This is a genomic window from Arthrobacter sp. JSM 101049 (assembly GCF_041679245.1).
GTDB lineage: Bacteria > Actinomycetota > Actinomycetes > Actinomycetales > Micrococcaceae > Arthrobacter_H.
The window spans coordinates 30,111-55,616 of record NZ_JBGFFC010000001.1 but is presented as its reverse complement, the minus strand read 5'-3'; the positions used below and the strand labels follow the sequence as shown (position 1 = coordinate 55,616).

Genomic DNA, 25,506 nt, shown 5'->3' with positions numbered 1-25,506 from the left:
TTGAGAGAATAGGGGGGTGAGCGTGATTTCCCCCGATACCCAGACCCCGCCGAAGCTGGCGCTGCCACCCCTGCAGCTCGGCCGGTTCACCGTGGATACCCCGGTCGTTCTCGCGCCGATGGCGGGCATCACCAACACTGCGTTCCGCCGGCTCTGCCGAGAATACGGCGGCGGCTTGTATGTGGCGGAAATGGTCACCTCCCGGGCGCTCGTGGAGCGCAACGAGCAGTCGATGCGGATCATCTCCCATGACGACGACGAGGACATCCGCTCCGTGCAGCTCTACGGGGTGGATCCGGCGACCGTGGGCGCCGCGGTCCGCCTGATCGTCGAGGAGGACCGCGCGGACCACATCGACCTGAACTTCGGCTGCCCCGTCCCCAAGGTCACCCGGCGTGGCGGGGGAGCGGCCCTGCCCTGGAAGACCGACCTGTTCACCGCAATCGTGCAGGCAGCCACCCGCGAGGCAGCCCGGGGCGACGTCCCGCTGACCATCAAGATGCGCAAGGGCATCGACGAGGACCACCTGACCTTCATCGAGGCCGGCAAGATGGCCCGCGACGCAGGCGTCGCCGCCGTCGCCCTGCACGGGCGCACCGCCAGCCAGCACTACTCGGGCCAGGCCGATTGGAACGCCATCGCCGAACTGCGCAACGCCTTGCCCGACATCCCGGTGCTGGGCAACGGCGACATCTGGAGTGCGGAGGACGCCATCGCCATGGTCGAGCAGACCGGCGTCGACGGCGTCGTCATCGGCCGCGGCTGCCAGGGCCGCCCCTGGCTCTTCGGGGACATCCAGGCCGCCTTCGAAGGCTCGGACCGCCGCTTCCGGCCCGGTCTGGCCGAGGTTGCCGCGTCATTCCAGCGCCACGCCGAACTGCTCGTTGACTACTTCGAGGATGAGGGCAAGGCCCTGCGCGACATCCGTAAGCACGTGGCCTGGTACTTCAAGGGCTACGCCGTCGGCGGGGACCTGCGCGCCGCCCTGGCCGCCGTGCCGACCCTGGAGGTGCTGGCCGAACTGCTCGCCCAGCTCGACCAGGACGCACCCTACCCGGGAGTCGACGCAGAGGGCCCCCGAGGCCGGGCCGGATCGCCGAAGCGCCCGCACCTGCCCGACGGCTGGCTGGACAGCCGCACCCTGGGCGAGGACCACCGCGCCCAGATCTCCGCCGCCGAGCTGGACGTCTCGGGTGGCTGAACTCGACGTCCGCCGCAGCCCGGCCGGCTACACCCCCTTCGACGAGGAACGCTGGCTCGCCGAACCGGAGAAGAAGTCCTACCGCACCAGCTTCGAGCGCGACCGCGCCCGCGTCCTGCACTCCTCGGCCCTGCGCCGCCTCGGCGCCAAGACCCAGGTCGTCGCCCCGTACTCCGACGACTTCGTGCGCACCCGGCTGACCCACTCGCTGGAGGTCGCCCAGGTGGGCCGCGAACTCGGCGCCACCCTGGGCTGCGACCCCGACGTCGTGGACACCGCCTGCCTCTCCCACGACCTCGGCCACCCGCCGTTCGGCCACAACGGCGAAAAGGCCCTCAATGAGCTCTCCGCCGGCATCGGCGGGTTCGAGGGCAACGCGCAGACGCTGCGCCTGCTCACCCGGCTGGAAACCAAGAAGTTCCACGCCGACGGCGAACCCGCGGGCCTGAACCTCACCCGCGCCACCCTGGACGCTGCCTGCAAGTACCCCTGGCGCCGTACCGACGCACCCATCCACAACGGCCGGCCGACCGGCAAGTTCGGTGTCTACGAGGACGACCTGCCCGTCTTCGAGTGGTTGCGCTCCGGGCACGACGGCGGTGCCGCCGTGGCCCCCGAGCCCCGCCAGAAGTGCGTGGAGGCCCAGGTCATGGACCTGGCCGACGACATCTCCTACTCGGTGCACGACGTCGAGGACGCCATCGTGGCGGGCCGCTTCCAGCTGCGCTGGATCCGCGATGCCGACCAGCGGGCCCGCGTCGTCGACTGCACCCGGCGCTGGTACCTGCCCGAGGTGGACCCCTCCGCCATCGACGCGGCCCTGGCCCGCCTGGAGGCCACCGCCGAATGGGTCGAGGACTACGACCAGTCCCGCAAGGGCGCCGCGGCGCTGAAGGACATGACCAGCCAGTTCATCGGCCGGTTCTGCCAGTCAGCTTTCGAGGCCACCCGGGCCGTCTTCGGGCCGACCCGGCTGACCCGTTTCAACGGCCGGCTCATCGTGCCCGAGGAGACCGACCACGAGATTGCCGCCATGAAGGGCCTGGCCGCCGCCTACGTGATGACCAGCCAGGAGCGCCAGCCGATCTACCAGCGCCAGCTCGAGGTCCTCGGCGAACTGGTGACCCTGCTCCATGAGACCGGCGACCGCTACCTGGATCCGCTGTTCTCCGAGGACTGGCGCGCCGCCACCGACGACGCCGGACGCCTGCGCGCGGTCATCGACCAGGTCGCCAGCCTCACCGACTCCTCCGCCAAGGAATGGCACGCCACCCTGGTCCAGGGCCACTCCTTCACCCTCGAGCTCTTCTGACCCGACCCGCTCGTCCAACACGACCAGTACGACGGCGGTGCCACAGCCCGTGCCCGGCCCGCCTGCCACGGTGGTCCACAGGCTGCAGGCATCCGGGGAATCCGGTGCCACGACGGCACTAGACTGGGAGCCATGGCCGGCCTGATCAAACGCGAAGACATCGACGAGGTCCGCTCGCGCACGGACATCAAGGAAGTCGTCGACGGCTACGTCACGCTCCGTTCGGCAGGCATCGGCTCCTTCAAGGGCCTGTGCCCCTTCCACGACGAGCGCAGCCCCTCCTTCCACGTCCGGCCCCAGGTCGGCACCTTCCACTGTTTCGGCTGCGGCGAATCCGGCGACGTCATCTCCTTCATCCAGAAGATGGACCACACCACGTTCTCCGAGACCGTCGAACGGCTGGCCGCCCGCATCGGCTTCGAACTGCACTACGAGGACGGCGGCTCCGGCCCGAGCCGCCAGGAGGTTGGCCGCCGCCAGCGCCTGCTCGATGCGCACAAGGTCGCCGAGGAGTTCTTCCGCGCGCAGCTGCTCACCGAGGAGGCGGCGACCGGCCGGAAATACCTCGCCGACCGCGCCTTCGACCGCGAGGCCTGCGAGCACTTCGGCGTAGGCTACGCCCCGCGCGGATGGGACCCGCTGCTCAAGCACATGCGCCACAAGGGCTTCCACGAGGAGGAACTCAAGCTCACCGGCATGTTCTCCGAGGGAAACCGCGGGATCTACGACCGGTTCCGCGGCCGGCTGATCTGGCCCATCCGCGACCTGACCGGCGCCACCATCGGCTTCGGGGCCCGCAAGCTCTACGAGGACGACCAAGGACCGAAGTACCTCAACACCCCCGAGACCCAGCTCTACAAGAAGTCCCAGGTCCTCTACGGGGTCGACCTGGCCAAGCGGGAGATCACCAAGAACCGGCAACTGATCGTCGTCGAGGGCTACACCGACGTGATGGCCTGCCACCTCTCGGGACTCGGCACCGCCGTGGCCACCTGCGGCACCGCCTTCGGCGCCGACCACATCAAGATCGCCCGCCGGCTGCTCCAGGACGACGGAACCGGCGGCGAGGTGGTGTACACTTTCGACGGCGACGCTGCCGGCCAGAAGGCCGCCCTGCGCGCCTTCGACGAGGACCAGAGCTTCATCGCCCAAACCTACGTGGCCGTGGAACCCACGGGCGCGGACCCCTGCGAACTGCGCCAGCACCGCGGCCCCGAGGCGGTCAAGGAGCTCATTGCCTCCAAGCGCCCCCTCTTCGAGTTCGCCATCCGCGCCGGGCTGAAGAAATTCAACCTGGACACCGTCGAGGGCAGGGTCCAGGCCCTGCGCGCCTCCGCCCCGATCGTGGCGGCGATCCGCGATTCGGCCATGCGCCCGGCCTACTCCCGTGAACTGGCCGGCTGGCTGGGCATGGACATGGAAGACGTCAACCGGGCCGTCGGCGCCGCTGCCAAACGCTCCCGGGAGGCGCCCCGCTCCGACACCGGGCCGGGCCAGCGGTCCGCCGGCCCCGATGGCGGGCACCGGGGCGGCCCGGGGCGCCGGCCCGAGACACGGGATCCGGGATACCGCGCCGGTGGCAACGGCCAGCACCCGGGCCCCGCGTATGGGCCGGAGGCAGGGAACCAGGGATCCGCCGTCGTGCAGGAATCCCGGGGCCCGGCCTTCGAACGCCCCGACGTGCGCGACCCGGTGACGCGCATGGAACGCGAATCCCTCGAGGTGGTGCTGCAGCAGCCCGGCCTGCTCAACGCCGAACAATGGCAGGCGTTCTATGCCGCCCGGTTCCTGGCGCCCGTGCATGCCGCTGTCCACGATGCCGTCCGCGCCGCCGGGGCCGCCGGGGCCACCCCGGCCCAGTGGGTGGAGTCGATCCGCCAGGAGGTCCCGGACCCGCTGCGGCCCTTCGTCTCCGAACTGGCGGTCAACCCGCTGCCGGCGAACTCCGAGGAGGGCCTGGCCAAGTACTGCCAGGGCATCATGAACCGGTTGTTCGACCTGCAGATCACCCACCAGAAGGCGGACCGGATCGGGCAGCTGCAGCGGATGGACCCGGCAGCCGATCCCGAGGGCTACCAACGGATCAACCGCGAGCTGATGGAACTGGAACTGCGGCGCCGGGCCCTGCGCCAGGACTAGCGAAGGGGCCGGGGGCGATTTAGCAACCCCCGCTGGGCTCTTGTATAGTCGTATCTGTTGCTTTCCCCCGTAGCTCAATTGGCAGAGCATTCGACTGTTAATCGAAGGGTTACTGGTTCGAGTCCAGTCGGGGGAGCGGATCCGGGACGCCCCCGCCACTGATTGATCGTGGCGGGGGCGTTCTGCATGTCCGGTGCCGACCGGTCGACGCGGTCGGTGTACCCGGCCGCGGCGCCGGACCTACGATGGGGCCATGGACTGGCTGGCCGCACCGGACTACTGGATGGCGCGGGAGATCCTGCAGCGCGGGGTCGCCGCCCTGTTCATCGTCGCCTTCGCCTCCACGCTCAACCAGTTCCGCCCCTTGCTCGGCGACCACGGCCTCCTGCCGGCGCCACGCCTGCTGGCCGGCTCCGGGGCGCGCGGTCCCTCGCTCTTCACCCGCTGGGGTTATTCGGACCGGAAGCTGACGGCCGTGTGCTGGGTCGGCATCGTCGTGGCCGCCGCGCTGGTCGCCGGGCTGCCGCAGGCCGGACCGGCGTGGGTGCCCTTGGCCGCGTTCCTGCTGCTCTGGGGGCTCTACCAGTCGATCGTGAACATCGGCCAGGTCTTCTACGGGTTCGGCTGGGAGATGCTGCTGCTCGAGGCAGGATTCACGGTCGGCCTGCTCGGTTCGCACCAGGTGGACCCGCCGCGGACGATCCTGCTGCTGACCGTCTGGCTGGTGTTCCGGCTCGAATTCGGGGCCGGCATGATCAAGTGGCGTGGGGATCCGGCCTGGCGCGACCTGACCGCGCTGTATTTCCACCACGAGACCCAGCCGATGCCCGGCCCCCTCAGCCGCCGGGCCCATCTGGCCCCGCGCTGGTGGCACCGTTGCGAGGCGGCGGGGAACCACGTGGCCCAACTGGCCGTGCCGTTCCTGCTCTTCGTCCCGCAACCGGTCGCCTCCATCGCCGCTGCCATCGTCATCATCACCCAGCTGTGGCTGGTCGCCTCGGGCAACTTCGCCTGGCTGAACTGGATCACCATCGTGCTGGCCTGCTGCGCCGTCAACGACGCCGCCTTCCGCACCGTCCTGCCCTTCCTGCCGCCGGAGGCTTCCGCCACTGCGGTATCGCCGGATCCCGGACCGGTCTGGTGGATCGTGCTCGTGCTGGCCGCCACCGTGTTGCTGGTGGTGGCCGGCATCCCGGCCCTGCGCAATCTGTTCTCGCGCCGCCAGCTGATGAACGCCAGCTTCAACCGCTGGCAGCTCGGCAATGCCTACGGGGCGTTCGGAAGCGTGACCCGCGAACGCGTCGAGGTCGTCATCGAGGGGACCCTGGAGGACGAAGGCGGGTGGCGGGAATACGAGTTCCGGGGCAAACCCGGCGATCCGCGGCGGCGCCCCCGGCAATTCGCCCCCTACCACCTGCGCTTGGACTGGATGATGTGGTTCCTGCCGCTGGGGTCGGTCCACCAGCGCTGGTTCCACGCCCTGCTGTCCAAGTTGCTGGTGGCCGACCGCGCCGTCCTGGACCTGTTGCGGGTGGATCCCTTCGACGGCACGCCCCCGGCACGGGTCCGGGTGCTGACCTACCAGTACCGTTTCGCCACCGATGCCGAACGCCGGGCCGAGGGCTGCTACTGGATTAGATCCGGCCGGCGCCTGGCCATCGGCCCGGTTGAACGAGGCTAGGTCCGCGCCGCGGTCGCACCCGCTCGGCCACTGCCCGCCAAGTGGAGTTCGGCGGGAGGACACCGGGCCTATGCCTGCCGGTCACGTCGCGGCCGTAGCGTCGCGGACATGGCACTGCGCTTCGTGGCGATCGGCGATTCCTTCACCGAGGGGGTAGGGGACTGGGAGCCCCGGTTGCCCAACGGGGTCCGCGGCTGGGCGGACCGCGTGGCCAAGCAGCTGGGCAAGGCCGACCCGCGGTGGGAGTACGCCAACCTGGCCATCCGCAGCCGGCGGCTGCGCGGGATCATCGACGAACAGCTCGAACCCGCCCTGGCCCTGCAGCCGAGCGTCGTGACCTTCTACGCCGGTGGGAACGACCTGCTGGAATTCCGCCAGGACCTGCCCGCCCTGCTGGAACTGTACTCGCAGGCGGTCGCCCGGCTCTGCGCCTCGGGGGCCCGGGTGCTGCTGTTCACGGGGTTCGACATCGCGCTGCATCCGGTGCTCGGGCCCCTGCGGCGGCGGAACGAGCTCTTCAATGCCCACGTCCGCGCCCTGGCGGCCGAGTACGGGGCGACCCTGGTGGACTACTGGGCCTGGGACGTCTACCGCGACCGGCGCCTGTGGGGCAACGACAAGCTGCACATGAACCGCGCCGGGCACCGCTACATGGCCATCAGGATCCTGGAGATCCTCGGCATCGACCACCGGCTGGCGTTCGAGCCCCTCGGGCCGCACGCCCGGGTGGGGCCCGGCCAGGCCCTGCTGCGCGACGTCGAATGGGCGCGCCAGTGGGTCGTGCCGATGTTCGGGCGGCGGCTGCGGGGGATCACCCTGGGCGACGACCTCGGTCCGCGGTGGCCTGATCCGATCCGCCCTGCCGAGGGGATGAAGAAGCTGTACCGGGCACGACGGCGGGAGCCGGCTTCGGAGTGATCCACTGGTTCGGCGCGGAGGGGCGATTCGAATTTCGCGGGGCGCCCTGATAGGGTTTTACTCGCTTCATTCCCCCGTAGCTCAATTGGCAGAGCATTCGACTGTTAATCGAAGGGTTACTGGTTCGAGTCCAGTCGGGGGAGCCAGCACCGGACGTCCACCCCGCCGCGAGACGGGGTGGACGTCCTTTTGTGTCTCCATCTGCGGCCTGCCGGCCGGCGTTGGCGGCAGGGCGTGCCCGGGCCGTCCGGGAAACCCCACGTCAGGCAAGATGGTAGGTTTTTGAGTGCACAGGCCCGTCTGGGCCGCCACCGAAGGAGGACCAGGATGACACGCACAACGTCCGGACGTCGCCCATCGTCGTTCACCGGCCTGCTCAGGCTGGTCGGCCGACTGGTGCCCAAGCAGCTGCATGACGAGATCCAGCTGGCCATCACCCAGATGAAGACCAAGGGGATCCAGGCCGGGATCGGTGCCGCGCTGGCATTGGTGGCCGTCGTCTTCCTGGCCTTCATGGCGGTCGCCCTCATCACCTCCGGCATCCTCGGGCTGGGCCTGGTCTTCAAGCCCTGGCTTGCCGCGCTCATGGTGGCAGCGCTTTTCCTGATCATCGCCGCGATCCTGGCGCTGGTCGGCATCACCAAGATCAAGAAGCAGATGCCGCTGATTCCCGAGGACGCCATCCGCGGGGTGAAATACGACCTCGGCGTGCTGAAGGAGGGGCGTTCCTTCGATCCGTCCACGCTGGACGAGAAGAAGCCGAAGAAGGACAAGGCGGCAAAGGACCAGCAGAAGGACCAGGCGGAGAAGCCGGCGCCGGTGCCGTACCACGAGCTGCTCAGGCGCTCGCAGGCCCGCCGCGAACACCTGGCCGAGATCCGCGACGACCTGGCCCCGAAGCTGGACGTCAAGCGCCAGGCCAAGGAGAAGTCCGCCACGGCCAAGACCTACGCACGGGACGGCAAGCTGCGGGCACGCCACGCCCTGCACGAGCGGACGCACCAGCAGCCGCCGGCCGATGCCGGGCAGCTGCTGAAGGACCGTTGGCAGCCGCTGGCGGTCATGGGGGCCTCGCTGGTCGCGTTGGCGGCGTTCGTGCGCAAGCTCAGCAAGTCCTGACCGAACCGGTCCCGCCTCCCGGCCGGACGCAGCCAGGACGGCAACACCGGGCCGGTGCACGGCCCACGGACGGCGGGGAAAGGGGAAGCGCGCGTGAGGATCATCGGTGCCGGCGGCCGCGATGACATCGAGTACCGCGAGCTGGAAACGTTCTGGACGTTGCCCAACCTGATCACCGTCCTGCGCTTCGGGCTGGTCCCGGTCTTCGTGGTGGCCGTCGTCGCCGACCACTACGCCTGGGCCACGATCGTCCTGGTCATTCTCGGCGGCACCGACTGGATCGACGGCTACGTGGCCCGGCGGCTCAACCAGATCTCCACGGTCGGCAAGTGGCTGGATCCCGTGGCCGACCGGGTGGCCCTGATCGTGGTCGTCATCGTCTTCGTCGTGGACGGCATCGCCCCGGCCTGGCTGGTCTACTCGATCGTGATCCCCGATGCGGTGCTCATCGTCAATGCCCTGGTCCTGTTCCACGGCAGCCCGAACCTGCCGGTGAACACGCTGGGCAAGATCCGTACCGCCCTGCTGCTGGTCGGCACACCCCTGCTGCTACTGGGCCAGGTCGACGCCAGCGAGAGCGACACCCTGCAGGCCCTGGCCACGCTGCTGTTGGGCATCGGCTGCCTGCTGCATGTGGTGGCCGCCGTCATCTACTTCCGACAGGCCCGGCGCAAGGCGCGCACGCTGCGATCCGGGGGAACATGGTCTGGGTAGCAGTCTGCTGCGCCGTGGCCGCAGCCTTCTTCCTGGCCTTTGGATCCCAGCGCCAGGGAAGCGCAGTGCGGGCCAGCAGCGGCGGGCTGGCCGTCTCCTCGCAGGGCATCCTGCGCATGCTGGCCAACCCCCGCTGGCTGGCGGGCCTGCTGCTGATGGGCATCGGCATGGTCCTGAACGTCTACGCGTTGGCCACGGCGCCGCTGACCGTCGTCCAGCCCATCGGGGCAATCGCGCTGGTGATCACCACGGTCGTGAATGCCCGCGACCAGGGCATCCGGATCAACCGGCCGACGGTGCTCGCCATCACCGCCTGCATCAGCGGAAGCATCGGGTTCGTCCTGCTGGCCATCAACGTCACCGTTGCCACGCACGAAATCAGCCGGCCCCAGGAGCTGGCCACCGTGCTGCTGCTCGCCGTCGTCACCGCGCTGCTCATCGGGATCCTGGTGGTGTTCCGGCACCGGACGGGTGCCTTCATCTACATCATGGGCGCCGGCGTCCTCTTCGGATTCGTCGCCGTGCTCGTGCGCACCATCGCCATCGGCCTGCTGGACCCCAACGGGAAGCTGCTGGGCAACATCGCCTGGTACGTCATCCTCGCCGTCGCCGTGGCCGGCCTGCTGGGCACCTACTGCGTGCAGAACGCCTATTCGAGTGGTCCTCCGGACCTCGTCATTGCAGGATTGACCGTCATCGACCCGATGATCGGCATCGCCATCGGCATCGGCATCCTAGGGGAGCTGCGACCCGACGTGCATCCCGTCGTGGCGATGTCCATGGTCGCGGCCGCCCTCATTGCTATCGTTGGAGTCATCGCGCTGTCGCGGCATCATCCAGATGTCCTCCAGCGACAGGAAGAAGCACGACGCCGGCAAGCGCCGTCGGGAAGCTAGGACCGGCCCGCCGCCCAGTGCAGACGCAGTGCCCGAACCAGCCGTCCGAACCACAAGCAGCAGGAGCCAGCCCCCAGTGAGCGGTGACCACCCCCTGACCATTCTGATCGCCGCGGACACCTATCCGCCGGACGTGAACGGGGCCGCGGTTTTTTCGCACCGGTTGGCCACGGCCATGGCCAACCGCGGCCACACCGTGCACGTCGTTGCCGCCCGCGAGGTCAACGGACCCGGAATCGTCGAGCAGCGTGTCGAGGCGACCGTGCATCGGCTGAAATCCCATAGCCAACCCACCGCCTCGACGCTGCGCCTGTGCCTGCCGTGGGAAGCCAAGCCGGACATCGGCCGCATCCTCGACGAGGTCAAGCCCGACGTCGTGCACGTCCAATGCCACTACATGGTGGGCCAGGCCGCCGTGCAGGAGGCCGCCCGCCGAGGGATCCGGACGATTGCGACGAACCACTTCATGCCCGAGAACCTGGACCCGTTCCTGCCCTTCCCGAAGTGGTTCAAGCGCATTGTCGCTCGCAACTCCTGGCGGGACATGGGCAAGATCATGGGCAAGGCGGCAGTCGTCACCACACCCACCCCGTTGGCCGCCCGCGCCATGATGCGCCACGCCCGCCTGCGCAAGGTCCTGCCGCTGTCCAACGGCATCAACGCCGCCAACTACCAGTTGGAGGCGGGCGAAAACGTGGAGCGGAAACCCTGGCCGATGGTGTTGTTCGTCGGCCGGCTGGCCGTGGAGAAGAATGTCAACGTCCTCATCGAGGCACTGGGTCTGACCACCTCCTCACCGGCACCGCACCTGACCGTGATCGGCTCAGGGGAGCAACGCGAGCCGCTGGAGCGACGTGCCGCCGAGCTCGGGCTGTCGGACCGTGTCCACTTCACCGGCCACGTCGACGACAGCGCGCTGCGCACCGCCTACCTGCAGGCCGACGTGTTCTGCCAACCCGGGACCGCGGAGCTGCAGTCGCTGGTAACCCTCGAGGCGCTGTCGGCCTCGACCCCCGTTGTCCTCGCCGATGCCATGGCATTGCCGCACCTGGTGGACGACGGCGTCAACGGCTACCTGTTCGAACCCGGCAATGCCGCCAACCTCGCCCGAAAGCTGGACACCATCCTCGCCCTCGACCCCGAGGGGCGGGCCCGGATGGGTGCGGCAGGTCTGCAAAAGGCCGAACAGCATAGCGAGGCCAAATCCATGGACATCTTCGAGGCGCTCTACCGTGGGGCCGACGCCGACGACTTCCTGCCGGGCTGACCACCGGCGCGGAAAGAAGGCCCGGCCCGGGGTTTCCATTAGGATGGCAAGGGCCGCCATGCCAGTGGCCGGCGGCCGCGCGGGGCGATAGCTCAGTTGGTTAGAGCAAGGGACTCATAATCCCTGGGTCGTGGGTTCAAGCCCCACTCGCCCTACCCACCCGGCCGGTGCGCAGCGGCGCGCCGGCCGGATCCACGTCCACGGCACAGGTCCGGAAGCCGGGCCCCGATCCGGAGGTCCAGCATGAACCGTGCACTACACATTGCGATGTTCGCCGACCAGCATCCCCGGACCCTGGGCGGAATGCAGACCTCGGTTCAATTGCAGCGCAAGTTCCTGCAGCGCGCCGGCCACCGCGTCACGATCGTCTCGCCCGGGCTGCGCCCGCGTCACACGGCACCGGATCCCGACGTGCTCACGATGCCCACCCTGCCGTTGGGGCCCGGCGAATACGGCCTGAGCCTGCCATCGCGCCGCACCATCCACACCGTGGTCACCGGGCTGCGCCAACGCGGGGCACCGGATGTCATCCACGTCCAGGCAGACTTCTGGGGTGCCGTCGTCGGCTACGCGGCGGCCGCGATCCTCGACGTGCCGGTCGTGCACACCATGCACAACCACGTCGAAGCCGGCCTCCAGGCGACGATGCCACTGCCCGGACTCCTCCAACGCGGCTTCGGGCTCATGCAGCGGCGGGTGCTGCGGACCGGCGCCCCCGCGCCGGCCGACGCCTGGGCCTACCTGCGCGGCTTCGCCGCCCGGGCCGCAGCGGTCACCGCCCCCTCCACGCACTTCGCGGAGCTGCTCCAGGACCACGGCGTGTGCTGGAAGGCCGAGGTCATCCCGACCGGGCTGGATGACGATGTGGCGCGGGAACTGCTCGCAGTGCCCCGCGACCGCTGCCCGCGGGAGCGTCCGGTGTTGACCTGGATCGGCAGGTTCAGCGCGGAGAAGCGGCTGATCCCCTTCCTGCAGGCCGTGGCATCCTCGGGGATCCGCGCCGACGTCCAGGTCTTCGGGGACGGGGCCGAGCGCCACCGTGCCGAACGCCTCGCCGTCGACATCACTGCTGCTTCGATCACCTTCCGCGGACGGGTGCCCTACGGGCAGATGCTGGCCGAACTGCGCCGCAGCGACGCCCTGGTCCAGACCTCGCAGGGCTTCGAGACGCAGGGCATGACGGTGTACGAGGCAGCTGCCCTGGGCACCCCGACCATACTCAGCGACCACCGCATCGCCGCCGACCTGCCCGAGGACCTGCTCTGGCTCACCGCAGACGACACCATCGAGGGGCTTGCCCGCACGCTGGCCGCTGCCACCGCGGAGCTGCGCCAGGGGCGCCGGGAGCCGGACGGGCCCGTGCAGGCCGAACGCTTCCTGCAAAGCCGGCAAACCGCCCGGATGGTCGATGTCTACCGCCGGGCTATGGCCGGTCCGAACCCGGGGGGACCGGAAGCAGGATAGACGGCCGCCGGTCCATCACCAGCGAGAGCGGATCGATGTAGGCGCCGTGACGGCGCACGCCCCAGTGCACGCACACTGCGGAACAGTGCCCGCCGGTACCCACTGTCCCCACCACCTGGCCCCGGGCGACTGCCTGGCCGACCGACAGGCCGGCCACAGCTGGCTCGAAGCTGGAGACCAGGTCGTCGCCGTGGTCCACCGTGATGACCGGGCGGTCGACCACGGTGCCGACGAAAGCCACCACCCCCGGTGCGGGGGAGCGCACCCGCGTTCCCCTTGCTGCCCGCAGGTCGACCCCGCGGTGCCCCGCGCCCCATTGCGTTGCCGGGGGATCGAACCCCTGCAGGAGGCCCTCGGGCCCGCCCAGCGGCCAATGCCAGGCCCCGACAGGGGACGGGAGCCCGTCGTCGGTGGAGACGGCCGCCACCGGCTCCACCGGGCCAGCGGCCTGTGGCGCCGGGACGCCGGCTGCTCCCGGCCCCTGGAGCGCCAGGGCCGCGGCGACCACCAGGATGCCGCAGGTTCGTTGCCTGAAGGGGTTCGTCATGATCCGATCTTGCCCACCTCCCCGGGGGCAGAGGCGGCGCGGATCCAGCCGGTGGAAAACGCCCCGGAACCGGCGCATGTGGAGGAGCCGAGGGCGGTCGGTGCGGCGACGGCGCTGTAGTACACTGGTAACCGCAGTTCTGTGCGTCGATGACCTATGCCCATGGGTCGCAGGCACCGGAACTGACTTCGCGCAGTGCACCTCCATCCACCGCCGTCGTCCCCGGACGGCGTCAACGGCGGATGGAACCAGCCGCCCACGGTCCGGAAACCCGGTAGGCGGCCGGGACCGCCACCGGTGGGCACTGCCAGGGGCGCCGCCAACCGGCGGAACGCCAGAGAACCGAAACAACAGGTGGTTACCGCGATCCCCCCGGGGATCGGACTGCTACCGCCGGAAGGAGTTGCGACATGCCCGTCGTAACCATGCGCCAGCTGCTCGACAGCGGCGTCCACTTTGGACACCAGACCCGTCGCTGGAACCCGAAGATGAAGCGCTTCATCTTCACCGAGCGCAACGGCATCTACATCATCGACCTCCAGCAGTCGCTGTCCTACATCGATCGGGCCTACGAGTTCGTCAAGGCCACCGTCGCCCACGGCGGCACCGTGCTGTTCGTCGGCACCAAGAAGCAGGCCCAGGAGGCCATCTCCGAGCAGGCCACGCGCGTCAACCAGCCGTACGTGAACCAGCGTTGGCTCGGCGGCATGCTGACCAACTTCGCCACGGTCTCCAAGCGCGTCTCGCGCATGAAGGAGCTCGAGGAGATCGACTTCGACGACGTCGCCGGCTCGATGTACACCAAGAAGGAACTGCTGCTGATGCGCCGCGAGCTCACCAAGCTGCAGACCAACCTGGGCGGCATCCGCAACCTGACCAAGGCACCGTCGCTCCTCTGGGTCGTCGACACCAAGAAGGAACACCTCGCCGTTGACGAGGCCCAGAAGCTGAACATCCCCGTCGTGGCCATCCTGGACACCAACTGCGATCCGGATGAAGTCGACTTCCCGATCCCGGGCAACGACGACGCCATCCGCTCCGTCAATCTGCTGACCCGCGTCGTCGCCGACGCCGTTGCCGAGGGCCTCATCGCCCGCAGCAACAAGCAGAACGGCACCACCGAGGCCGCCGCCGAGCCGATGGCCGAGTGGGAGCGCGACCTGCTCGAGGGCAAGTCCGAGGAGCCTGCCGCCGAAGCAGCAGCCCCCGAGGCCGCCGCCGAAGAGGCACCGGCCGCCGCCGAGGCACCCGCCGCCGAAGAGGCAGCCCCGGCCGCCGAGGCAGCACCCGAAGCCCCGGCCGAGGACGCCAAGTAACAACGTAGGGCTACTGGAGCCGGCGGGCCACACGGCCCGCCGGCTCCCTTCAAACCGGGCCGCGTCCCCCGCGGACGGCCCGTGGGAACAAGCTAGATCACCACTGAGAATGGGGTTGCACATGGCGAACTACACCGCCGCTGATATCAAGGCGCTTCGCGAGCGCACCGGCGCAGGCATGATGGACGTGAAGAAGGCCCTCGACGAGGCCAACGGCGATGCCGAGAAGGCCATCGAGATCATCCGCGTGAAGGGCCTCAAGGGCGCCACCAAGCGCGAAGGCCGCTCCACCGCCGAGGGCCTGGTGGCCGCCAAGGTCGTCGACGGCACCGTCGGCGTCATGATCGAGGTCAACTGCGAAACCGACTTCGTCGCCAAGAACGACAAGTTCATCGCCCTGGCCGACAAGGTCCTGGACGTGGCCGTCTCCACCGGCGCAGCCGACCTGGACGCCCTGCTGGCCGCCGACGTCGACGGCAAGAAGCTGTCCGACGTCGTCGTCGAGGAAGGCGCCATCCTGGGCGAAAAGGTCGTCGTCCGCCGGCTGGCCCGCCTCGAAGGCGCCACGGTCGATGCCTACCTGCACAAAACCTCCAAGGACCTCCCGGCCCAGGTCGGCGTCCTCATGGCCGTCGACGGCACCGGCGAGTCCGCCCAGACCGTCGCCCACGACGTCGCCGTGCACACCGCGGCACTGGCCCCGACCTTCCTGACCCGCGAGGACGTCCCCGCCGAGACGGTTGCCAACGAGCGCCGCATCGCCGACGAGACCGCCCGCGCCGAAGGCAAGCCGGAAGCCGCGCTCACGAAGATCGTCGAAGGCCGCCTGACCGGGTTCTTCAAGGAGATCGTGCTGCTGGACCAGCCGTTCGCCAAGGACTCCAAGCAGCTCGTGGGCAAGGTGCTCGAGGGCGCCGGCGTCACGGCTACCGGGTTCGCCCGTTTCCGCGTAGGCTCCTAGCAGCTAAACGGCGGCCGGATTCCGCCCGCCCATGCGGCAGTGAACAAGGGGGCGGCCACCACTACGGTGGCCGCCCCCTTGCCACGCCCAGACCATTCCAGAAACCCAGCACGACGGCGGACCCCGGTCCGCGACAGGAGGCCCACCGTGGAAGCAACCCAACAGGTAGAACCGACGCAGATCACCACCGAGGCCGGGAGCCGCCGCAGGGTCCTGCTCAAGCTCTCCGGCGAGGTCTTCGGCGGCGGCAAGCTCGGCGTGGACCCCGTGACCGTGCGCGGCGTCGCCGAGCAGATCGCCGCAACCGTCGGGCAGGTCGAAACCGCCATCGTCGTCGGCGGCGGGAACTTCTTCCGGGGCGCCGAGCTCTCCCAGTCGGGCATGGACCGCTCACGTGCCGACTACATGGGCATGCTCGGGACGGTCATGAACTGCCTGGCCCTGCAGGACTTCCTGGAGCAGGCCGGCGTCGAAACCCGCGTGCAGTCCGCGATCAGCATGGCCCAGGTTGCCGAGGCCTACATCCCGCGCCGGGCCATCCGCCACATGGAGAAGGACCGCGTGGTCATCTTCGGTGCCGGGGCCGGGCTGCCGTACTTCTCCACCGATACGGTGGCCGCGCAACGCGCCCTCGAGGTGCGTGCCGACGTCGTGCTCATGGCCAAGAGCGGCGTGGACGGCGTCTACACCGCCGACCCGAAGAAGGATCCCACCGCCGAGCGGCTGGCGACGCTGACCTACGACGAGGCCCTGCTGAAGAACATCCGCGTCATGGACCAGACGGCGATGACCATGTGCAAGGACAACGGCCTGGAGATGATGGTCTTCGGGATGGAAGGCAACGGCAACGTCACCCGCGCCATCCGCGGCGAGGCCCTGGGCACGCGCGTCACCGTCTAGCAGGTGCGCCGTGGCATAGGATGAATGCTGAGCGTGGAACCCACCCCGGACCCCCTGTCGGGCCCGGAATCATAAGGAGAGAGTAGTGATCGAGGAAACCCTGCAGGACGCCAACGAGAAGATGGAGCGCACCCTCGAGGCGGCGAAGGAGGACTTCGCCACGATCCGCACCGGGCGGGCCAACCCGGGGCTGTACTCCAAGGTCCTGGTGGACTACTACGGCTCGGCGACGCCGCTGCAGCAGCTGGCCTCCTTCGCGGTCCCGGACGCGCGGACCATCCTGATCACCCCCTACGACGTCACGGCGCTGCGCGAAATCGAGAAGGCGCTCAGCGACTCGGAGATCGGCGCCAACCCGTCCAACGACGGCAAGGTCATCCGCGTCACGCTGCCCGAGCTCACCGCCGAGCGGCGCAAGGAATACGTGAAGATCGTCAAGGGCAAGGGCGAGGATGCCAAGGTGGCCATCCGCAACCACCGCCGCAAGGCCAAGGACGCGATGGACAAGATGGTCAAGGACGGAGACGTCGGCGAGGACGACGGCGCACGCGGGGAAAAGGACCTCGACGCGCTGACGAAGAAGGCGACGGATTCCATCGACGAGCTGCTCAAGCGCAAGGAAACTGAGCTGCTGGACGTCTAATGCCCACTCCGACGCAACCCGACGGCGCCGCCAGCGGCCACGGTGAAGCGCCGGGGGCCCATTCCGCGGCACCGGCACCGCTCTCGCGGCGCCAGCTGCGCGAGCAGCGGGCCGCCAAGCCCTCGCGGGCCGGCCGGGACCTTCCGGCGGCCATCGGCGTGGGCCTCGTCCTGCTCGCCGCGGTGCTGCTGGGGCTGTTCTTCGTTCCCCTGGCCTTCGTGGGGATCGTCGCCGTGTTCGCGGTCATCGGCTCCTGGGAAGTCAGCCGCGCCCTCATCTCGGCCAAGACGGAGGTCCCGTTGCCGCCGTTGGCCGTGGCCGGGATCGTCCTTCCCTTCTCCGCCTACTTCGGCGGACCGGAAGCGCTCGGGTTCGCCCTGGCCGGCAGCGTCCTGCTGGTGCTCGTCTGGCGGCTGGTCGAAGGCGCGGCCGGGGCGTTCCGCTCGGTGGTCGCCTCCACCTTCGTCGTGTTGTGGGTCCCGTTCCTGATCAGCTTCGCCGTCCTGCTCCTGCAGGAGGACCATGGACGGATGCTGGTGGCCATGGTGCTGCTGCTCGTGGTGGCCAACGACACCTTCGGCTACCTGGTCGGCGCGTTCTTCGGCAAGCACCCGATGGCCCCCAAGATCAGCCCGAAGAAGTCCTGGGAGGGCTTCGCCGGATCCTGCGCCGGCGCGATCGCCGTGGGCATCGCCTGCGTGGCGTTCCTGCTCGGGCAGCCCTGGTGGATCGGCGTCCCGCTGGCCCTGGCCACGGTGGCCGCAGCGACCGCCGGGGACCTGGCCGAGTCCATGGTCAAGCGCGAACTGGGCCTGAAGGACATGAGCAACCTGCTGCCGGGCCACGGCGGCGTGATGGACCGGCTGGACTCTGTGGTGTTCTCGATGCCCGTCGGATACATCATCTCGGTGCTGCTGCTGCCCGGGGCGGACCGCGTGATCGGGCTCCCGCTGCCCTAAGATGGTTGCTGTAATGCGGTGGTCCGACGAGACAGCCGGGGAAATGTTCGCCATGTGCAATGCAAGCTTGAGGGAAGTTCAGTGAGCCAGGAAACCCAGCAGAAGACCCAGACCCCCTTCGAACGGGTCGATTCCAAGGAATACGGCTACAACGTCAAGCAGGTCGACCACTTCCTGGCCCGGGCCCGTGCCACCTACAACGGGACCGGCGACGACGAGAGCGTGGTCACCAGCCACCTGGTCCGCCGCACCTCCTTCGAACCGCAGAAGGGCGGCTACGCGGCGCAGGACGTCGATGCGGCACTGGACCGCCTCGAGGACGTCTTCGCCCAGCGGGAGCGCGACGCGCTGATCGAGACCGCAGGCGAGGACGCGTGGCTCGAACAGGTCGGCCACCTCTCGGCCATCCTGCGCGGACGGCTCCACCGCGAGCCCGGCCAGCGGTTCCGGCGCCCCAGCCGCCGCAACGTGCCCAGCTACAACGTCGAGGACGTCGACACCTTGTGCGGGCAGCTGCTGGAGTACTTCGAGCAGGACGTGCCGATGAGCGTCGACGCCGTCCGCCGGGCTTCGTTCCGCGAGGCCGTGGGCCAGGACGGCTACGAGGAGAGCCAGGTCGATGCCTTCCTCGACCGCGTCGTGGAGCTGATGGCCTCCATCGACTGACGGGCGCCCTGCCCGCCCCTGCTGCGCCTACCGGCGCGGCGGCGCCGCGCCCACCCGTTCGGGGGCGTGCAGGCGGGCCATCACCGCCGTCGTGGTCCGTGGGGACTGCCCCGCGGTGGACAGCGAGACGACCACGGTGACCAGGAACGCCAGCGGGACCGTCCACGCGGCCGGCTGCACGGCCAGGTCGCGCGCAAACCCCTCCAAACCGGGCAGCAGGGAAGCGGCCAGCATCGAGACGGCACAGCCCGCGGCCCCGGCCAGCATCCCGGCCACCGCCCCGGCGGCGGTCAGCCCGCGCCACCAGATCCCCAACAGCAGCAAGGGGCAGAGCGTGGAGGCCGTGAAGGCGAACACGGAGCCGATGGCCCCTGCCAGGGCCAGCGTGTTGGTGCCCAGCGCCAGCAGCAGCGGGATGACGCTGGCCAGCACCGTGGAATAGCGGAACCCGCGCACCGTGCCGCCAAACAGGTCCTGGCTCATCACCCCGGCCAACGAGACCACCAGTCCCGAGGTGGTGGACATGAACGCCGCGAACGCGCCGCCGATTACGACCGCGGTCAACAGGTTGCCGGCCGTCCCGCCCACGATCCGCGCCGGCAGCAGCAGCACGGTCGCATCCGCGTTGCCGGCCGTGGCCAACTCGGGCAGGTGGACCCGGCCCAGGACCCCCAGCACGGTGGGGAAGAGGTAAAACACCGAGAGCAGCCCCAGCACGATCGCCGTCGTCCGCCGGGCCGAGGGCCCATCGGGGTTCGTGTAGAACCTGACCAGCACGTGCGGCAGCCCCAGAGTGCCGAACAACAGGGCGACGATCAACGAGATCGTCCCGTAGATCCCCGAGGTGCCGATGGCCGCCTGGGGCAGGTCGAAGGCCAGGCCGTTGCCGGTGGGGGAGCGCCCGGCCACCCCGAGCTGGAGCAGCATGAACACTGTCGGCACGGCCAGGGCGCCGAGCTTGATCCAGAACTGGAACGCCTGCACGAAGGTGATCGAGCGCATCCCGCCGGCGAGCACGGTCAGGCAGACCACCGTCATGACCAGCCCGGCGCCCAGCCACCCGGGCAACCCGGTGGTGATGCCCAGCGTCAGGGCCGCCCCGTGCAGCTGGGGCACGATGTAGAGCCAGCCGACCACGACCACCAGCACGCTGGTGACCAGCCGCGCCACCCGGCTGCCCAGGCGCGTCTGGGCGAAGTCGGGCAGGGTGTAGGCCCCGGAGCGGCGCAACGGGGCGGCCACGAAGAGCAGCAGCATCAGGTAGCCGGCCGTATAGCCGATCGGAAACCACAAGGCGTCCTGGCCGGAGACCACGATCAGCCCCGCGATGCCCAGGAAGCTGGCCGCCGAGAGGTACTCCCCGCCGATGGCCGAGGCGTTCCACCAGGGCCGCACCGTGCGCGAGGCGACGTAGAAGTCGCCGGTCGTGCGCGAGAGCCGCAGTCCGTGCACCGCGATCAGTACCGTGGACAGGACGACGACGGCGATCGCCGCCAGGGAGGTGCCCGCGTTCATTCGCCGGTCACGTCCCGGTACCGCGCCTCGTAGCGGGCGCTGGCGCGGTTGTACAGGAAGGCGCCGAGCAGGATGATCGGATACACCCCGACCCCCAGCACGATCCACGGCAGCGGGACCGTCAGGATCCGGATGGCATGGATCTGCGGCCACGCCGCGACCACGACGGCCAGGCAGAGCAGCAGCAGCAGGAAGCCCAACGCCACCGACAGGGACAGCCGCAGCTGGGACCGGATCAGTGACCTGACGTAGAACTCGGCGGCGGGGTCGTCGACGGCCCGGCGCCGGGCGAAACCCAGCGGCGCGCCCTCCGGGGCGGTCACGCGCACCCGCCCCGCAGCGGGAGGAAGGTCTCCGGGCCGCGGCGTACCGGACCCGGTCACAGCGGCCGGATCCGGTTGGCTGCCAGCTGCTCGCGCAGCAGGGGCAGGGCGCGCCGGCTGACCGGCAGCTCGACGTCGCCGATGACCACGGCCGCCTTGCCCGGGGCCATCCTGACCTTCTCGACGCGGCACATCGCCACCAGGTAGCCGCGGTGGATGCGCAGGTAGCCGGCCGGGCCCCACTGCTGCTCCAGGTCGTTGAGCGGGACCCGGATGAGGTAGCTGGCGTCGGCGGTGTGCAGCCGGGCGTAGTCGCCCTGGGCCTGGACGTAGCGGATCTCGTCGCGGCGGATCATCTTGGTGATCCCGCCCTGGTCCACGGTGACGACCTCCGGCTCGGCGGGACCGTCCTGGAGCAGCTCGCACACCCGGCGGACCGATTCGGCCAGCCGCTCGGGGCGGATCGGCTTGAGCACGTAGTCCACCGCCGCCAGCTCGAACGCCTCCAGCGCCTGTGCCTCGTCGGCGGTGACGAAGACGACGGCGGGAGGCCGGCTGAAGCGCGAGATCACCCGGGCGATGTCCAGCCCCGACAGGGAGGGCATGTGGATGTCCAGGAAGAGGGCGTCGACATCGAATTCCTCCAGGGCCTTCAGGGCCGCGGCCCCCGAGGTCGCCCGGTGGATCTGGCCCACGCGGGCATCGCCGTCGAGCAGGAAGGCCAGTTCCTCGACGGCGGGCAGCTCATCATCGGCGACGACGACATTGATCATGCCCCCAGTCTAGGGACCGGGGTGACCTGCGGCACTTAGGCGGGCGGTCCGGCGTCGTATCCGGGTTGGAACTTGGGGATCCGCAGGGTGATCAGCGTCCCGGCCCCCGGCGCGGTGTCCACCACCAGGCCCTGGCCGTCCCCGTAGAGCTGGCGCAGGCGCACGTCCACGTTGCGCAGGCCCACGTGCACCCCGTCGGCGGTCCCGGCCAGGACGGCGCGCAACGCCTTCGGGTCGATGCCCAGCCCGTCGTCCTCGACGGTGATCTCGGCGAAGGCGCCCGCATCGGAAGCGGTGATGCCGATCAGCCCGCCGCCGGCCTTGCCCTCCAGGCCGTGCCGGACCGCGTTCTCCACCAGCGGCTGCAGGGACAGGAAGGGGATGACGGTGCTGAGCACCTCGGGGGCGATGGAGAGCGAGACGCGGATCCGGTCGCCGAACCGCGCCTTTTCCAGCAGCAGATACCGGTCGATCGCCTGCAGCTCCTCGGCCAGCGTGGTGAAATCCCCGTGCCGGCGGAACGAATACCGGGTGAAGTCCGCGAATTCGACCACGAGGGTCCGGGCCCGCTGCGGGTCGGTGTTGATGAAGGAGGCGATCGCATTGAGGCTGTTGTAGATGAAGTGCGGGCTGATCTGCGCCCGCAGGGCGCGCACCTCGGCCTCCATCAGCAGGGCGCGGGATTCGTCCAGCTCGGCCAGGCCCAGTTGCGCGGCGACCCAGGCGGCCACCTCGCTGGTGGCCCGCACCAGCCCGGCATTCGCCCGCGGGGCCAGGGCGACCACGGTGCCCACCGCATTGCCACGCACCAGGATCGGCGCGTAGACCCCGTCCACGCCACCGCCACGGACCACCTGGGTGCGGGCGGCCCGGACCGCCTGGGCCGCGTGGTGTTCGAGCTCGGCGCTGCCGGGGCCACCGGAGTCGGCGAGCGGCCCATCGAGGGCGAGCACCGCCGTCGTGCTGGTGATGGCCAGCCCCTCGCACCCGAGCACGTCCCGCAGGTGCCGGGCCGCCCGGGAGGCGCCCTCGGCCTGCAGGCCGGCGGTGAAATGCGGGGCCGCCTGCGAGACCCGGTGCAGCGTCTCGTAGGTGGCCCGGTCCGCGTCGGTCCCCAGGTCGCGGGAGGCGCGCAGGATGCGGAACCCGAGGTAGCACACCACGGCCACGGAGATCGTCAGGATCGCGATGATCAGGATGGTCTGGGTGGCGAGGGACAGCATGCAGACAGCTTAGACGGACGCTGCCGCCCGGCCCGGAGGCCCCTCGCGTGGCACCGGGGGGATGACCGTTCGCCGGGAGGGCCGACCGCTCGGCGCATGGCCGACACCGTTGGGCCACCCGGACCGGTGACGCACTTCACTATCGCGGGGGCGTCCCCGAGAGTGATGGAAGTCACCCCTCCGCCCGCTGCCCGTGGACGACACCGCGGCAGCGGCGGACGGTGCCACCACTTTGAGGAGGAAAAAATGGCACACCCCACCACCCCCGAGCCGATCCCGGAGGACCTGGCTGGCCCCGGCGTCGACGCCGGGGTCCGGACCGGCAGCCACCCGGACGAGGCCGCCGCGGAATTCATGGCCGTCCAGGCCGGCGACGAGTTCCAGGAACTGCGCCGCACGCACCGCAGCTTCGTCTTCCCGATGGCCATCGCGTTCCTGGTCTGGTACTTCGCCTACGTCCTGCTGGCCGACTATGCGCACGACTTCATGTCCATCAAGCTGGCGGGCAACATCAACGTCGGGCTGGTCCTGGGGCTGCTGCAGTTCGTCTCGACGTTCGGCATCACCGCCGCCTACGTCCACTTCTCGAACAAGAAACTGGACCCGAAGGCCACCGCCCTGCGCGAGCGGCTCGAGGCCACCGTTGACGAAGGAGACCTGAAATGACCGTCCTGGCCACGACCGCCGCGGTGCCGCTGGCGGCAGCTGCGGAATCCACCTCGGTGGGCAACCCGTTCGTCAACATCGGCATCTTCGCCCTCTTCGTCGGGGTCACCCTCGTGGTGGTGCTGCGGGCGAGCAAGAACAACAAGACGGCCGCCGACTACTACGCCGGCGGGCGGTCCTTCACCGGGACCCAGAACGGCACCGCAATCGCCGGGGACTACCTCTCGGCCGCGTCCTTCCTGGGCATCTGCGGGGCCATCGCCATCAACGGCTACGACGGCTTCCTGTACTCGATCGGCTTCTTGGTCGCCTGGCTGGTGGCCCTGCTGCTGGTCGCCGAGATGCTGCGCAACACCGGCAAGTTCACCATGGCCGACGTGCTCTCCTTCCGTCTGAAGCAGCGCCCGATCCGCATCGCGGCGGCCATCACCACCCTGGCGGTGTGCCTGTTCTACCTGCTGGCGCAGATGGCCGGGGCCGGGGCCCTGGTCTCGCTGCTGCTGGGCATCGACGGGCGGCTGGGCCAATCGCTGGTCATCACCGTCGTCGGCGCGCTGATGATCGTCTACGTACTGGTCGGCGGCATGAAGGGCACCACCTGGGTGCAGATCATCAAGGCGTGCCTGCTCATCGCCGGTGCGTTCATCATGACCATCTGGGTGCTCTCGATGTACGGGTTCAACCTCTCGAGCCTCATGGGCGACGCCGTCGCCACGGCGAACAACCCGGCCCTGCTGGATCCGGGCCTGAAGTACGGCGCCTCGGAGACCTCCAAGCTCGACTTCATCTCCCTGGCCCTGGCCCTGGTGCTCGGCACCGCCGCCCTGCCACACGTGCTGATGCGCTTCTACACGGTCCCCACCGCCAAGGAGGCCCGCAAGTCGGTCGTCTGGGCCATCTGGCTCATCGGCGCCTTCTACCTGTTCACCCTGGTGCTCGGCTACGGCGCCGGTGCGCTCATCGGCCCGGAACGGATCGCCAACGCCCCCGGCGGCGTGAATTCGGCGGCACCGCTGCTGGCGTTCGAACTCGGCGGCCCGATTCTGCTCGGGGTCATCTCCGCCGTCGCCTTCGCGACCATCCTCGCGGTGGTTGCCGGGCTGACGATCACCGCGGCGGCCTCGTTCGCCCATGACATCTACGCCAACGTCATTGCCAAGGGCAAGACGACCCCGGCGAAGGAGATGAAGGTCGCCCGGCGCACCGTGGTCGTCATCGGCATCCTGGCCATCCTGGGCGGCATCGGCGCCCAGGGGCAGAACGTGGCGTTCCTGGTCGCCCTGGCCTTCGCGGTAGCGGCCTCGGCGAACCTGCCCACGATCGTCTACTCGCTCTACTGGAAGCGCTTCTCCACGCAGGGCGCGGTCTGGTCGATGTACGGCGGCCTGGCCGCGGCGATCCTGCTCATCGTCTTCTCGCCGGTGGTCTCCGGCACCGAGAAGTCGATGATCGTCGGGGCCGATTTCGCGATCTTCCCGCTGAGCAACCCGGGCATCATCTCGATCCCACTGGCATTCCTGCTGGGCTGGCTGGGCACCGTGCTGAGCAAGACGAAGGAGGATCCGGCCAAGCAGGCCGAAATGGAGGTCCGTTCGCTCACCGGTGTCGGCGCCGAGAAGGCCGTCGAGCACTAGCCGCGGGTCGATCGCACCCCACCACCCGGGGGACGACGACGAGGGGCCGGATCCGAGGATCCGGCCCCTTCGCCGTGCCCGGGCGCCAAGGCGCTGCCGGTCGGCGGCCCGCGGCTACCGGTTCCCCAGCAGCGGGCGCATGCGGTGGGGGATCAGCTCGGCCATTGACAGCGAGGTGTCGGCCCGTTCGATGCCGTCGATGTCCAGGATGGCGCCGTGGACCCGGAAGAGGTCCTCCGCCCCGCGGGCGACGACGCTGGCCAGGATGTCCGCCGTTCCGCTGAGCCCGTGGGCTTCCACGACCTCGGGGATCCGGGCCAGGGCGGTGGTGATCTCGCCGAGCTTCTTCTGCTCCACGTGGATGTGCACGAAGCTGGTCAACGGGTAGCCCAGGGCGGCCGGGTTGATGCGGCGCTCGAACGAGAGGAACGCGCCATGGTTCTCCAGCCGCGTCATCCGGGCCTGCACGGTGTTCCGGGACAGGCCCAGGGTGGCGGCCAGGGCCACGGTCGTGGCCTTGGGGTCCCGCACGAGCGCGTCGAGCAGCCGGCGGTCGGTCTCATCCAAGTCGCTCATAATGCACAAGGTTATCAGGTAGGCAACGACAGCGATTGGGCACTCTGCTCAACCAGGAAGCACATGGTTGTGCGGGCTGCGTCTTGTGAGTAT

The 25,506-nt window shown here is 69.6% G+C and carries 24 protein-coding genes and 3 tRNA genes; 21 read left to right on the top strand and 6 right to left on the bottom strand.

What is annotated here, in order from left to right; translation table 11 throughout:
- Positions 1 to 22 precede the first annotated feature (22 nt).
- From dusB to AB8M85_RS00215, 13 genes are all read left to right on the top strand, one after another.
- Positions 23 to 1,201, top strand: coding sequence for a tRNA dihydrouridine synthase DusB (gene dusB, locus AB8M85_RS00275; protein ID WP_372697680.1), 1,179 nt, complete (start codon positions 23 to 25; stop codon positions 1,199 to 1,201).
- A complete protein-coding gene (locus AB8M85_RS00270; RefSeq protein WP_372696770.1) occupies positions 1,194 to 2,513 on the top strand; it encodes a deoxyguanosinetriphosphate triphosphohydrolase in 1,320 nt (439 codons plus the stop codon). Before dusB ends, AB8M85_RS00270 begins: the two co-directional genes overlap by 8 nt.
- Positions 2,514 to 2,645: 132 nt before the next feature.
- The gene (dnaG, locus tag AB8M85_RS00265) at positions 2,646 to 4,652 is read left to right on the top strand and encodes a DNA primase (RefSeq protein ID WP_372696769.1); all 2,007 of its coding nucleotides are present in this window, start codon (positions 2,646 to 2,648) and stop codon (positions 4,650 to 4,652) included.
- 63 nt (positions 4,653 to 4,715) lie between these two features.
- Positions 4,716 to 4,788: transfer RNA gene (locus AB8M85_RS00260), tRNA-Asn, on the top strand.
- 117 nt (positions 4,789 to 4,905) lie between these two features.
- Positions 4,906 to 6,333 (top strand): lipase maturation factor family protein, encoded by a 1,428-nt coding sequence (locus AB8M85_RS00255; RefSeq protein ID WP_372696768.1) that lies wholly within the window; start codon positions 4,906 to 4,908, stop codon positions 6,331 to 6,333.
- 108 nt (positions 6,334 to 6,441) lie between these two features.
- Positions 6,442 to 7,251: an SGNH/GDSL hydrolase family protein gene (locus AB8M85_RS00250; protein WP_372696767.1), complete on the top strand. Its 810-nt coding sequence runs from the start codon at positions 6,442 to 6,444 to the stop codon at positions 7,249 to 7,251.
- Between the two features lie 70 nt (positions 7,252 to 7,321).
- A tRNA-Asn gene (locus AB8M85_RS00245) sits at positions 7,322 to 7,397 on the top strand.
- A 181-nt stretch (positions 7,398 to 7,578) separates the two neighbouring features.
- Positions 7,579 to 8,370 carry a phage holin family protein gene (locus AB8M85_RS00240; RefSeq protein WP_372696766.1) on the top strand — a complete coding sequence of 264 codons (792 nt, stop codon included), beginning with the start codon at positions 7,579 to 7,581 and terminating at the stop codon, positions 8,368 to 8,370.
- 93 nt (positions 8,371 to 8,463) lie between these two features.
- The gene (locus AB8M85_RS00235) at positions 8,464 to 9,084 is read left to right on the top strand and encodes a CDP-alcohol phosphatidyltransferase family protein (protein WP_372696765.1); all 621 of its coding nucleotides are present in this window, start codon (positions 8,464 to 8,466) and stop codon (positions 9,082 to 9,084) included.
- Positions 9,072 to 9,980 carry a DMT family transporter gene (locus AB8M85_RS00230; protein ID WP_372696764.1) on the top strand — a complete coding sequence of 303 codons (909 nt, stop codon included), beginning with the start codon at positions 9,072 to 9,074 and terminating at the stop codon, positions 9,978 to 9,980. Before AB8M85_RS00235 ends, AB8M85_RS00230 begins: the two co-directional genes overlap by 13 nt.
- Before the next feature lie 76 nt (positions 9,981 to 10,056).
- Complete coding sequence (locus tag AB8M85_RS00225; protein WP_372696763.1) at positions 10,057 to 11,247, top strand: glycosyltransferase; 1,191 nt, start codon at positions 10,057 to 10,059, stop codon at positions 11,245 to 11,247.
- An 81-nt stretch (positions 11,248 to 11,328) separates the two neighbouring features.
- Positions 11,329 to 11,402: transfer RNA gene (locus tag AB8M85_RS00220), tRNA-Ile, on the top strand.
- Between the two features lie 88 nt (positions 11,403 to 11,490).
- A complete protein-coding gene (locus tag AB8M85_RS00215) occupies positions 11,491 to 12,711 on the top strand; it encodes a glycosyltransferase (RefSeq protein WP_372696761.1) in 1,221 nt (406 codons plus the stop codon).
- On the opposite strand, the gene AB8M85_RS00210 is transcribed toward AB8M85_RS00215, so the two are convergent.
- Positions 12,671 to 13,258 carry a murein hydrolase activator EnvC gene (locus AB8M85_RS00210; protein WP_372696760.1) on the bottom strand — a complete coding sequence of 196 codons (588 nt, stop codon included), beginning with the start codon at positions 13,256 to 13,258 and terminating at the stop codon, positions 12,671 to 12,673. The genes AB8M85_RS00215 and AB8M85_RS00210 overlap by 41 nt on opposite strands.
- Before the next feature lie 410 nt (positions 13,259 to 13,668).
- Here AB8M85_RS00210 and rpsB point away from each other — a divergent pair, with 410 nt between their 5' ends.
- The 6 genes from rpsB to AB8M85_RS00180 all read left to right on the top strand — a co-directional run bounded on the left by rpsB (position 13,669) and on the right by AB8M85_RS00180 (position 18,703).
- Complete coding sequence (rpsB, locus tag AB8M85_RS00205; protein WP_372696759.1) at positions 13,669 to 14,574, top strand: 30S ribosomal protein S2; 906 nt, start codon at positions 13,669 to 13,671, stop codon at positions 14,572 to 14,574.
- Positions 14,575 to 14,695: 121 nt separating this feature from the next.
- Positions 14,696 to 15,535 carry a translation elongation factor Ts gene (tsf, locus tag AB8M85_RS00200; RefSeq protein ID WP_372696758.1) on the top strand — a complete coding sequence of 280 codons (840 nt, stop codon included), beginning with the start codon at positions 14,696 to 14,698 and terminating at the stop codon, positions 15,533 to 15,535.
- Between the two features lie 180 nt (positions 15,536 to 15,715).
- Positions 15,716 to 16,435: a UMP kinase gene (gene pyrH, locus AB8M85_RS00195; RefSeq protein ID WP_372697679.1), complete on the top strand. Its 720-nt coding sequence runs from the start codon at positions 15,716 to 15,718 to the stop codon at positions 16,433 to 16,435.
- An 85-nt stretch (positions 16,436 to 16,520) separates the two neighbouring features.
- Positions 16,521 to 17,078, top strand: a complete 558-nt coding sequence (gene frr, locus AB8M85_RS00190; RefSeq protein WP_372696757.1) for a ribosome recycling factor — start codon at positions 16,521 to 16,523, stop codon at positions 17,076 to 17,078.
- Complete coding sequence (locus tag AB8M85_RS00185; RefSeq protein WP_372696756.1) at positions 17,078 to 18,037, top strand: phosphatidate cytidylyltransferase; 960 nt, start codon at positions 17,078 to 17,080, stop codon at positions 18,035 to 18,037. The genes frr and AB8M85_RS00185 overlap by 1 nt, the downstream gene beginning before the upstream one ends.
- Positions 18,038 to 18,118: 81 nt before the next feature.
- Positions 18,119 to 18,703, top strand: coding sequence for a DivIVA domain-containing protein (locus AB8M85_RS00180; RefSeq protein ID WP_372696755.1), 585 nt, complete (start codon positions 18,119 to 18,121; stop codon positions 18,701 to 18,703).
- A gap of 27 nt (positions 18,704 to 18,730) precedes the next feature.
- On the opposite strand, the gene AB8M85_RS00175 is transcribed toward AB8M85_RS00180, so the two are convergent.
- From AB8M85_RS00175 to AB8M85_RS00160, 4 genes are read right to left on the bottom strand one after another with little or no spacing between them, the layout of a single operon-like run.
- On the bottom strand, positions 18,731 to 20,218 hold the full coding sequence (locus AB8M85_RS00175; protein WP_372696754.1) for a cation acetate symporter: 1,488 nt from the start codon (positions 20,216 to 20,218) through the stop codon (positions 18,731 to 18,733).
- Positions 20,215 to 20,541, bottom strand: coding sequence for a hypothetical protein (locus AB8M85_RS00170; protein WP_372696753.1), 327 nt, complete (start codon positions 20,539 to 20,541; stop codon positions 20,215 to 20,217). Before AB8M85_RS00170 ends, AB8M85_RS00175 begins: the two co-directional genes overlap by 4 nt.
- Before the next feature lie 56 nt (positions 20,542 to 20,597).
- Positions 20,598 to 21,314 (bottom strand): LytR/AlgR family response regulator transcription factor, encoded by a 717-nt coding sequence (locus tag AB8M85_RS00165; RefSeq protein WP_372696752.1) that lies wholly within the window; start codon positions 21,312 to 21,314, stop codon positions 20,598 to 20,600.
- Between the two features lie 35 nt (positions 21,315 to 21,349).
- Positions 21,350 to 22,537, bottom strand: coding sequence for a sensor histidine kinase (locus AB8M85_RS00160; protein ID WP_372696751.1), 1,188 nt, complete (start codon positions 22,535 to 22,537; stop codon positions 21,350 to 21,352).
- 354 nt (positions 22,538 to 22,891) lie between these two features.
- Here AB8M85_RS00160 and AB8M85_RS00155 point away from each other — a divergent pair, with 354 nt between their 5' ends.
- Complete coding sequence (locus AB8M85_RS00155; RefSeq protein WP_372697678.1) at positions 22,892 to 23,203, top strand: DUF485 domain-containing protein; 312 nt, start codon at positions 22,892 to 22,894, stop codon at positions 23,201 to 23,203.
- On the top strand, positions 23,200 to 24,837 hold the full coding sequence (locus AB8M85_RS00150) for a cation acetate symporter (RefSeq protein WP_372696750.1): 1,638 nt from the start codon (positions 23,200 to 23,202) through the stop codon (positions 24,835 to 24,837). Before AB8M85_RS00155 ends, AB8M85_RS00150 begins: the two co-directional genes overlap by 4 nt.
- A 114-nt stretch (positions 24,838 to 24,951) precedes the next feature.
- Here AB8M85_RS00150 and AB8M85_RS00145 read toward each other — a convergent pair whose 3' ends face one another.
- Positions 24,952 to 25,413 (bottom strand): Lrp/AsnC family transcriptional regulator, encoded by a 462-nt coding sequence (locus AB8M85_RS00145; RefSeq protein WP_372696749.1) that lies wholly within the window; start codon positions 25,411 to 25,413, stop codon positions 24,952 to 24,954.
- Positions 25,414 to 25,506 lie beyond the last annotated feature (93 nt).

Bases quoted from the DNA above. Each gene is read 5' to 3' on its own strand.
- dnaG (WP_372696769.1), top strand. From the start codon at position 2,646: ATGGCCGGCCTGATCAAACGCGAAGACATCGACGAGGTCCGCTCGCGC.
- AB8M85_RS00255 (WP_372696768.1), top strand. From the start codon at position 4,906: ATGGACTGGCTGGCCGCACCGGACTACTGGATGGCGCGGGAGATCCTG.
- AB8M85_RS00250 (WP_372696767.1), top strand. From the start codon at position 6,442: ATGGCACTGCGCTTCGTGGCGATCGGCGATTCCTTCACCGAGGGGGTA.
- AB8M85_RS00240 (WP_372696766.1), top strand. From the start codon at position 7,579: ATGACACGCACAACGTCCGGACGTCGCCCATCGTCGTTCACCGGCCTG.
- AB8M85_RS00230 (WP_372696764.1), top strand. From the start codon at position 9,072: ATGGTCTGGGTAGCAGTCTGCTGCGCCGTGGCCGCAGCCTTCTTCCTG.
- AB8M85_RS00215 (WP_372696761.1), top strand. From the start codon at position 11,491: ATGAACCGTGCACTACACATTGCGATGTTCGCCGACCAGCATCCCCGG.
- AB8M85_RS00210 (WP_372696760.1), bottom strand. From the start codon at position 13,258: ATGACGAACCCCTTCAGGCAACGAACCTGCGGCATCCTGGTGGTCGCC.
- rpsB (WP_372696759.1), top strand. From the start codon at position 13,669: ATGCCCGTCGTAACCATGCGCCAGCTGCTCGACAGCGGCGTCCACTTT.
- tsf (WP_372696758.1), top strand. From the start codon at position 14,696: ATGGCGAACTACACCGCCGCTGATATCAAGGCGCTTCGCGAGCGCACC.
- AB8M85_RS00185 (WP_372696756.1), top strand. From the start codon at position 17,078: ATGCCCACTCCGACGCAACCCGACGGCGCCGCCAGCGGCCACGGTGAA.
- AB8M85_RS00175 (WP_372696754.1), bottom strand. From the start codon at position 20,218: ATGAACGCGGGCACCTCCCTGGCGGCGATCGCCGTCGTCGTCCTGTCC.
- AB8M85_RS00165 (WP_372696752.1), bottom strand. From the start codon at position 21,314: ATGATCAATGTCGTCGTCGCCGATGATGAGCTGCCCGCCGTCGAGGAA.
- AB8M85_RS00160 (WP_372696751.1), bottom strand. From the start codon at position 22,537: ATGCTGTCCCTCGCCACCCAGACCATCCTGATCATCGCGATCCTGACG.
- AB8M85_RS00155 (WP_372697678.1), top strand. From the start codon at position 22,892: ATGGCCGTCCAGGCCGGCGACGAGTTCCAGGAACTGCGCCGCACGCAC.
- AB8M85_RS00150 (WP_372696750.1), top strand. From the start codon at position 23,200: ATGACCGTCCTGGCCACGACCGCCGCGGTGCCGCTGGCGGCAGCTGCG.
- AB8M85_RS00145 (WP_372696749.1), bottom strand. From the start codon at position 25,413: ATGAGCGACTTGGATGAGACCGACCGCCGGCTGCTCGACGCGCTCGTG.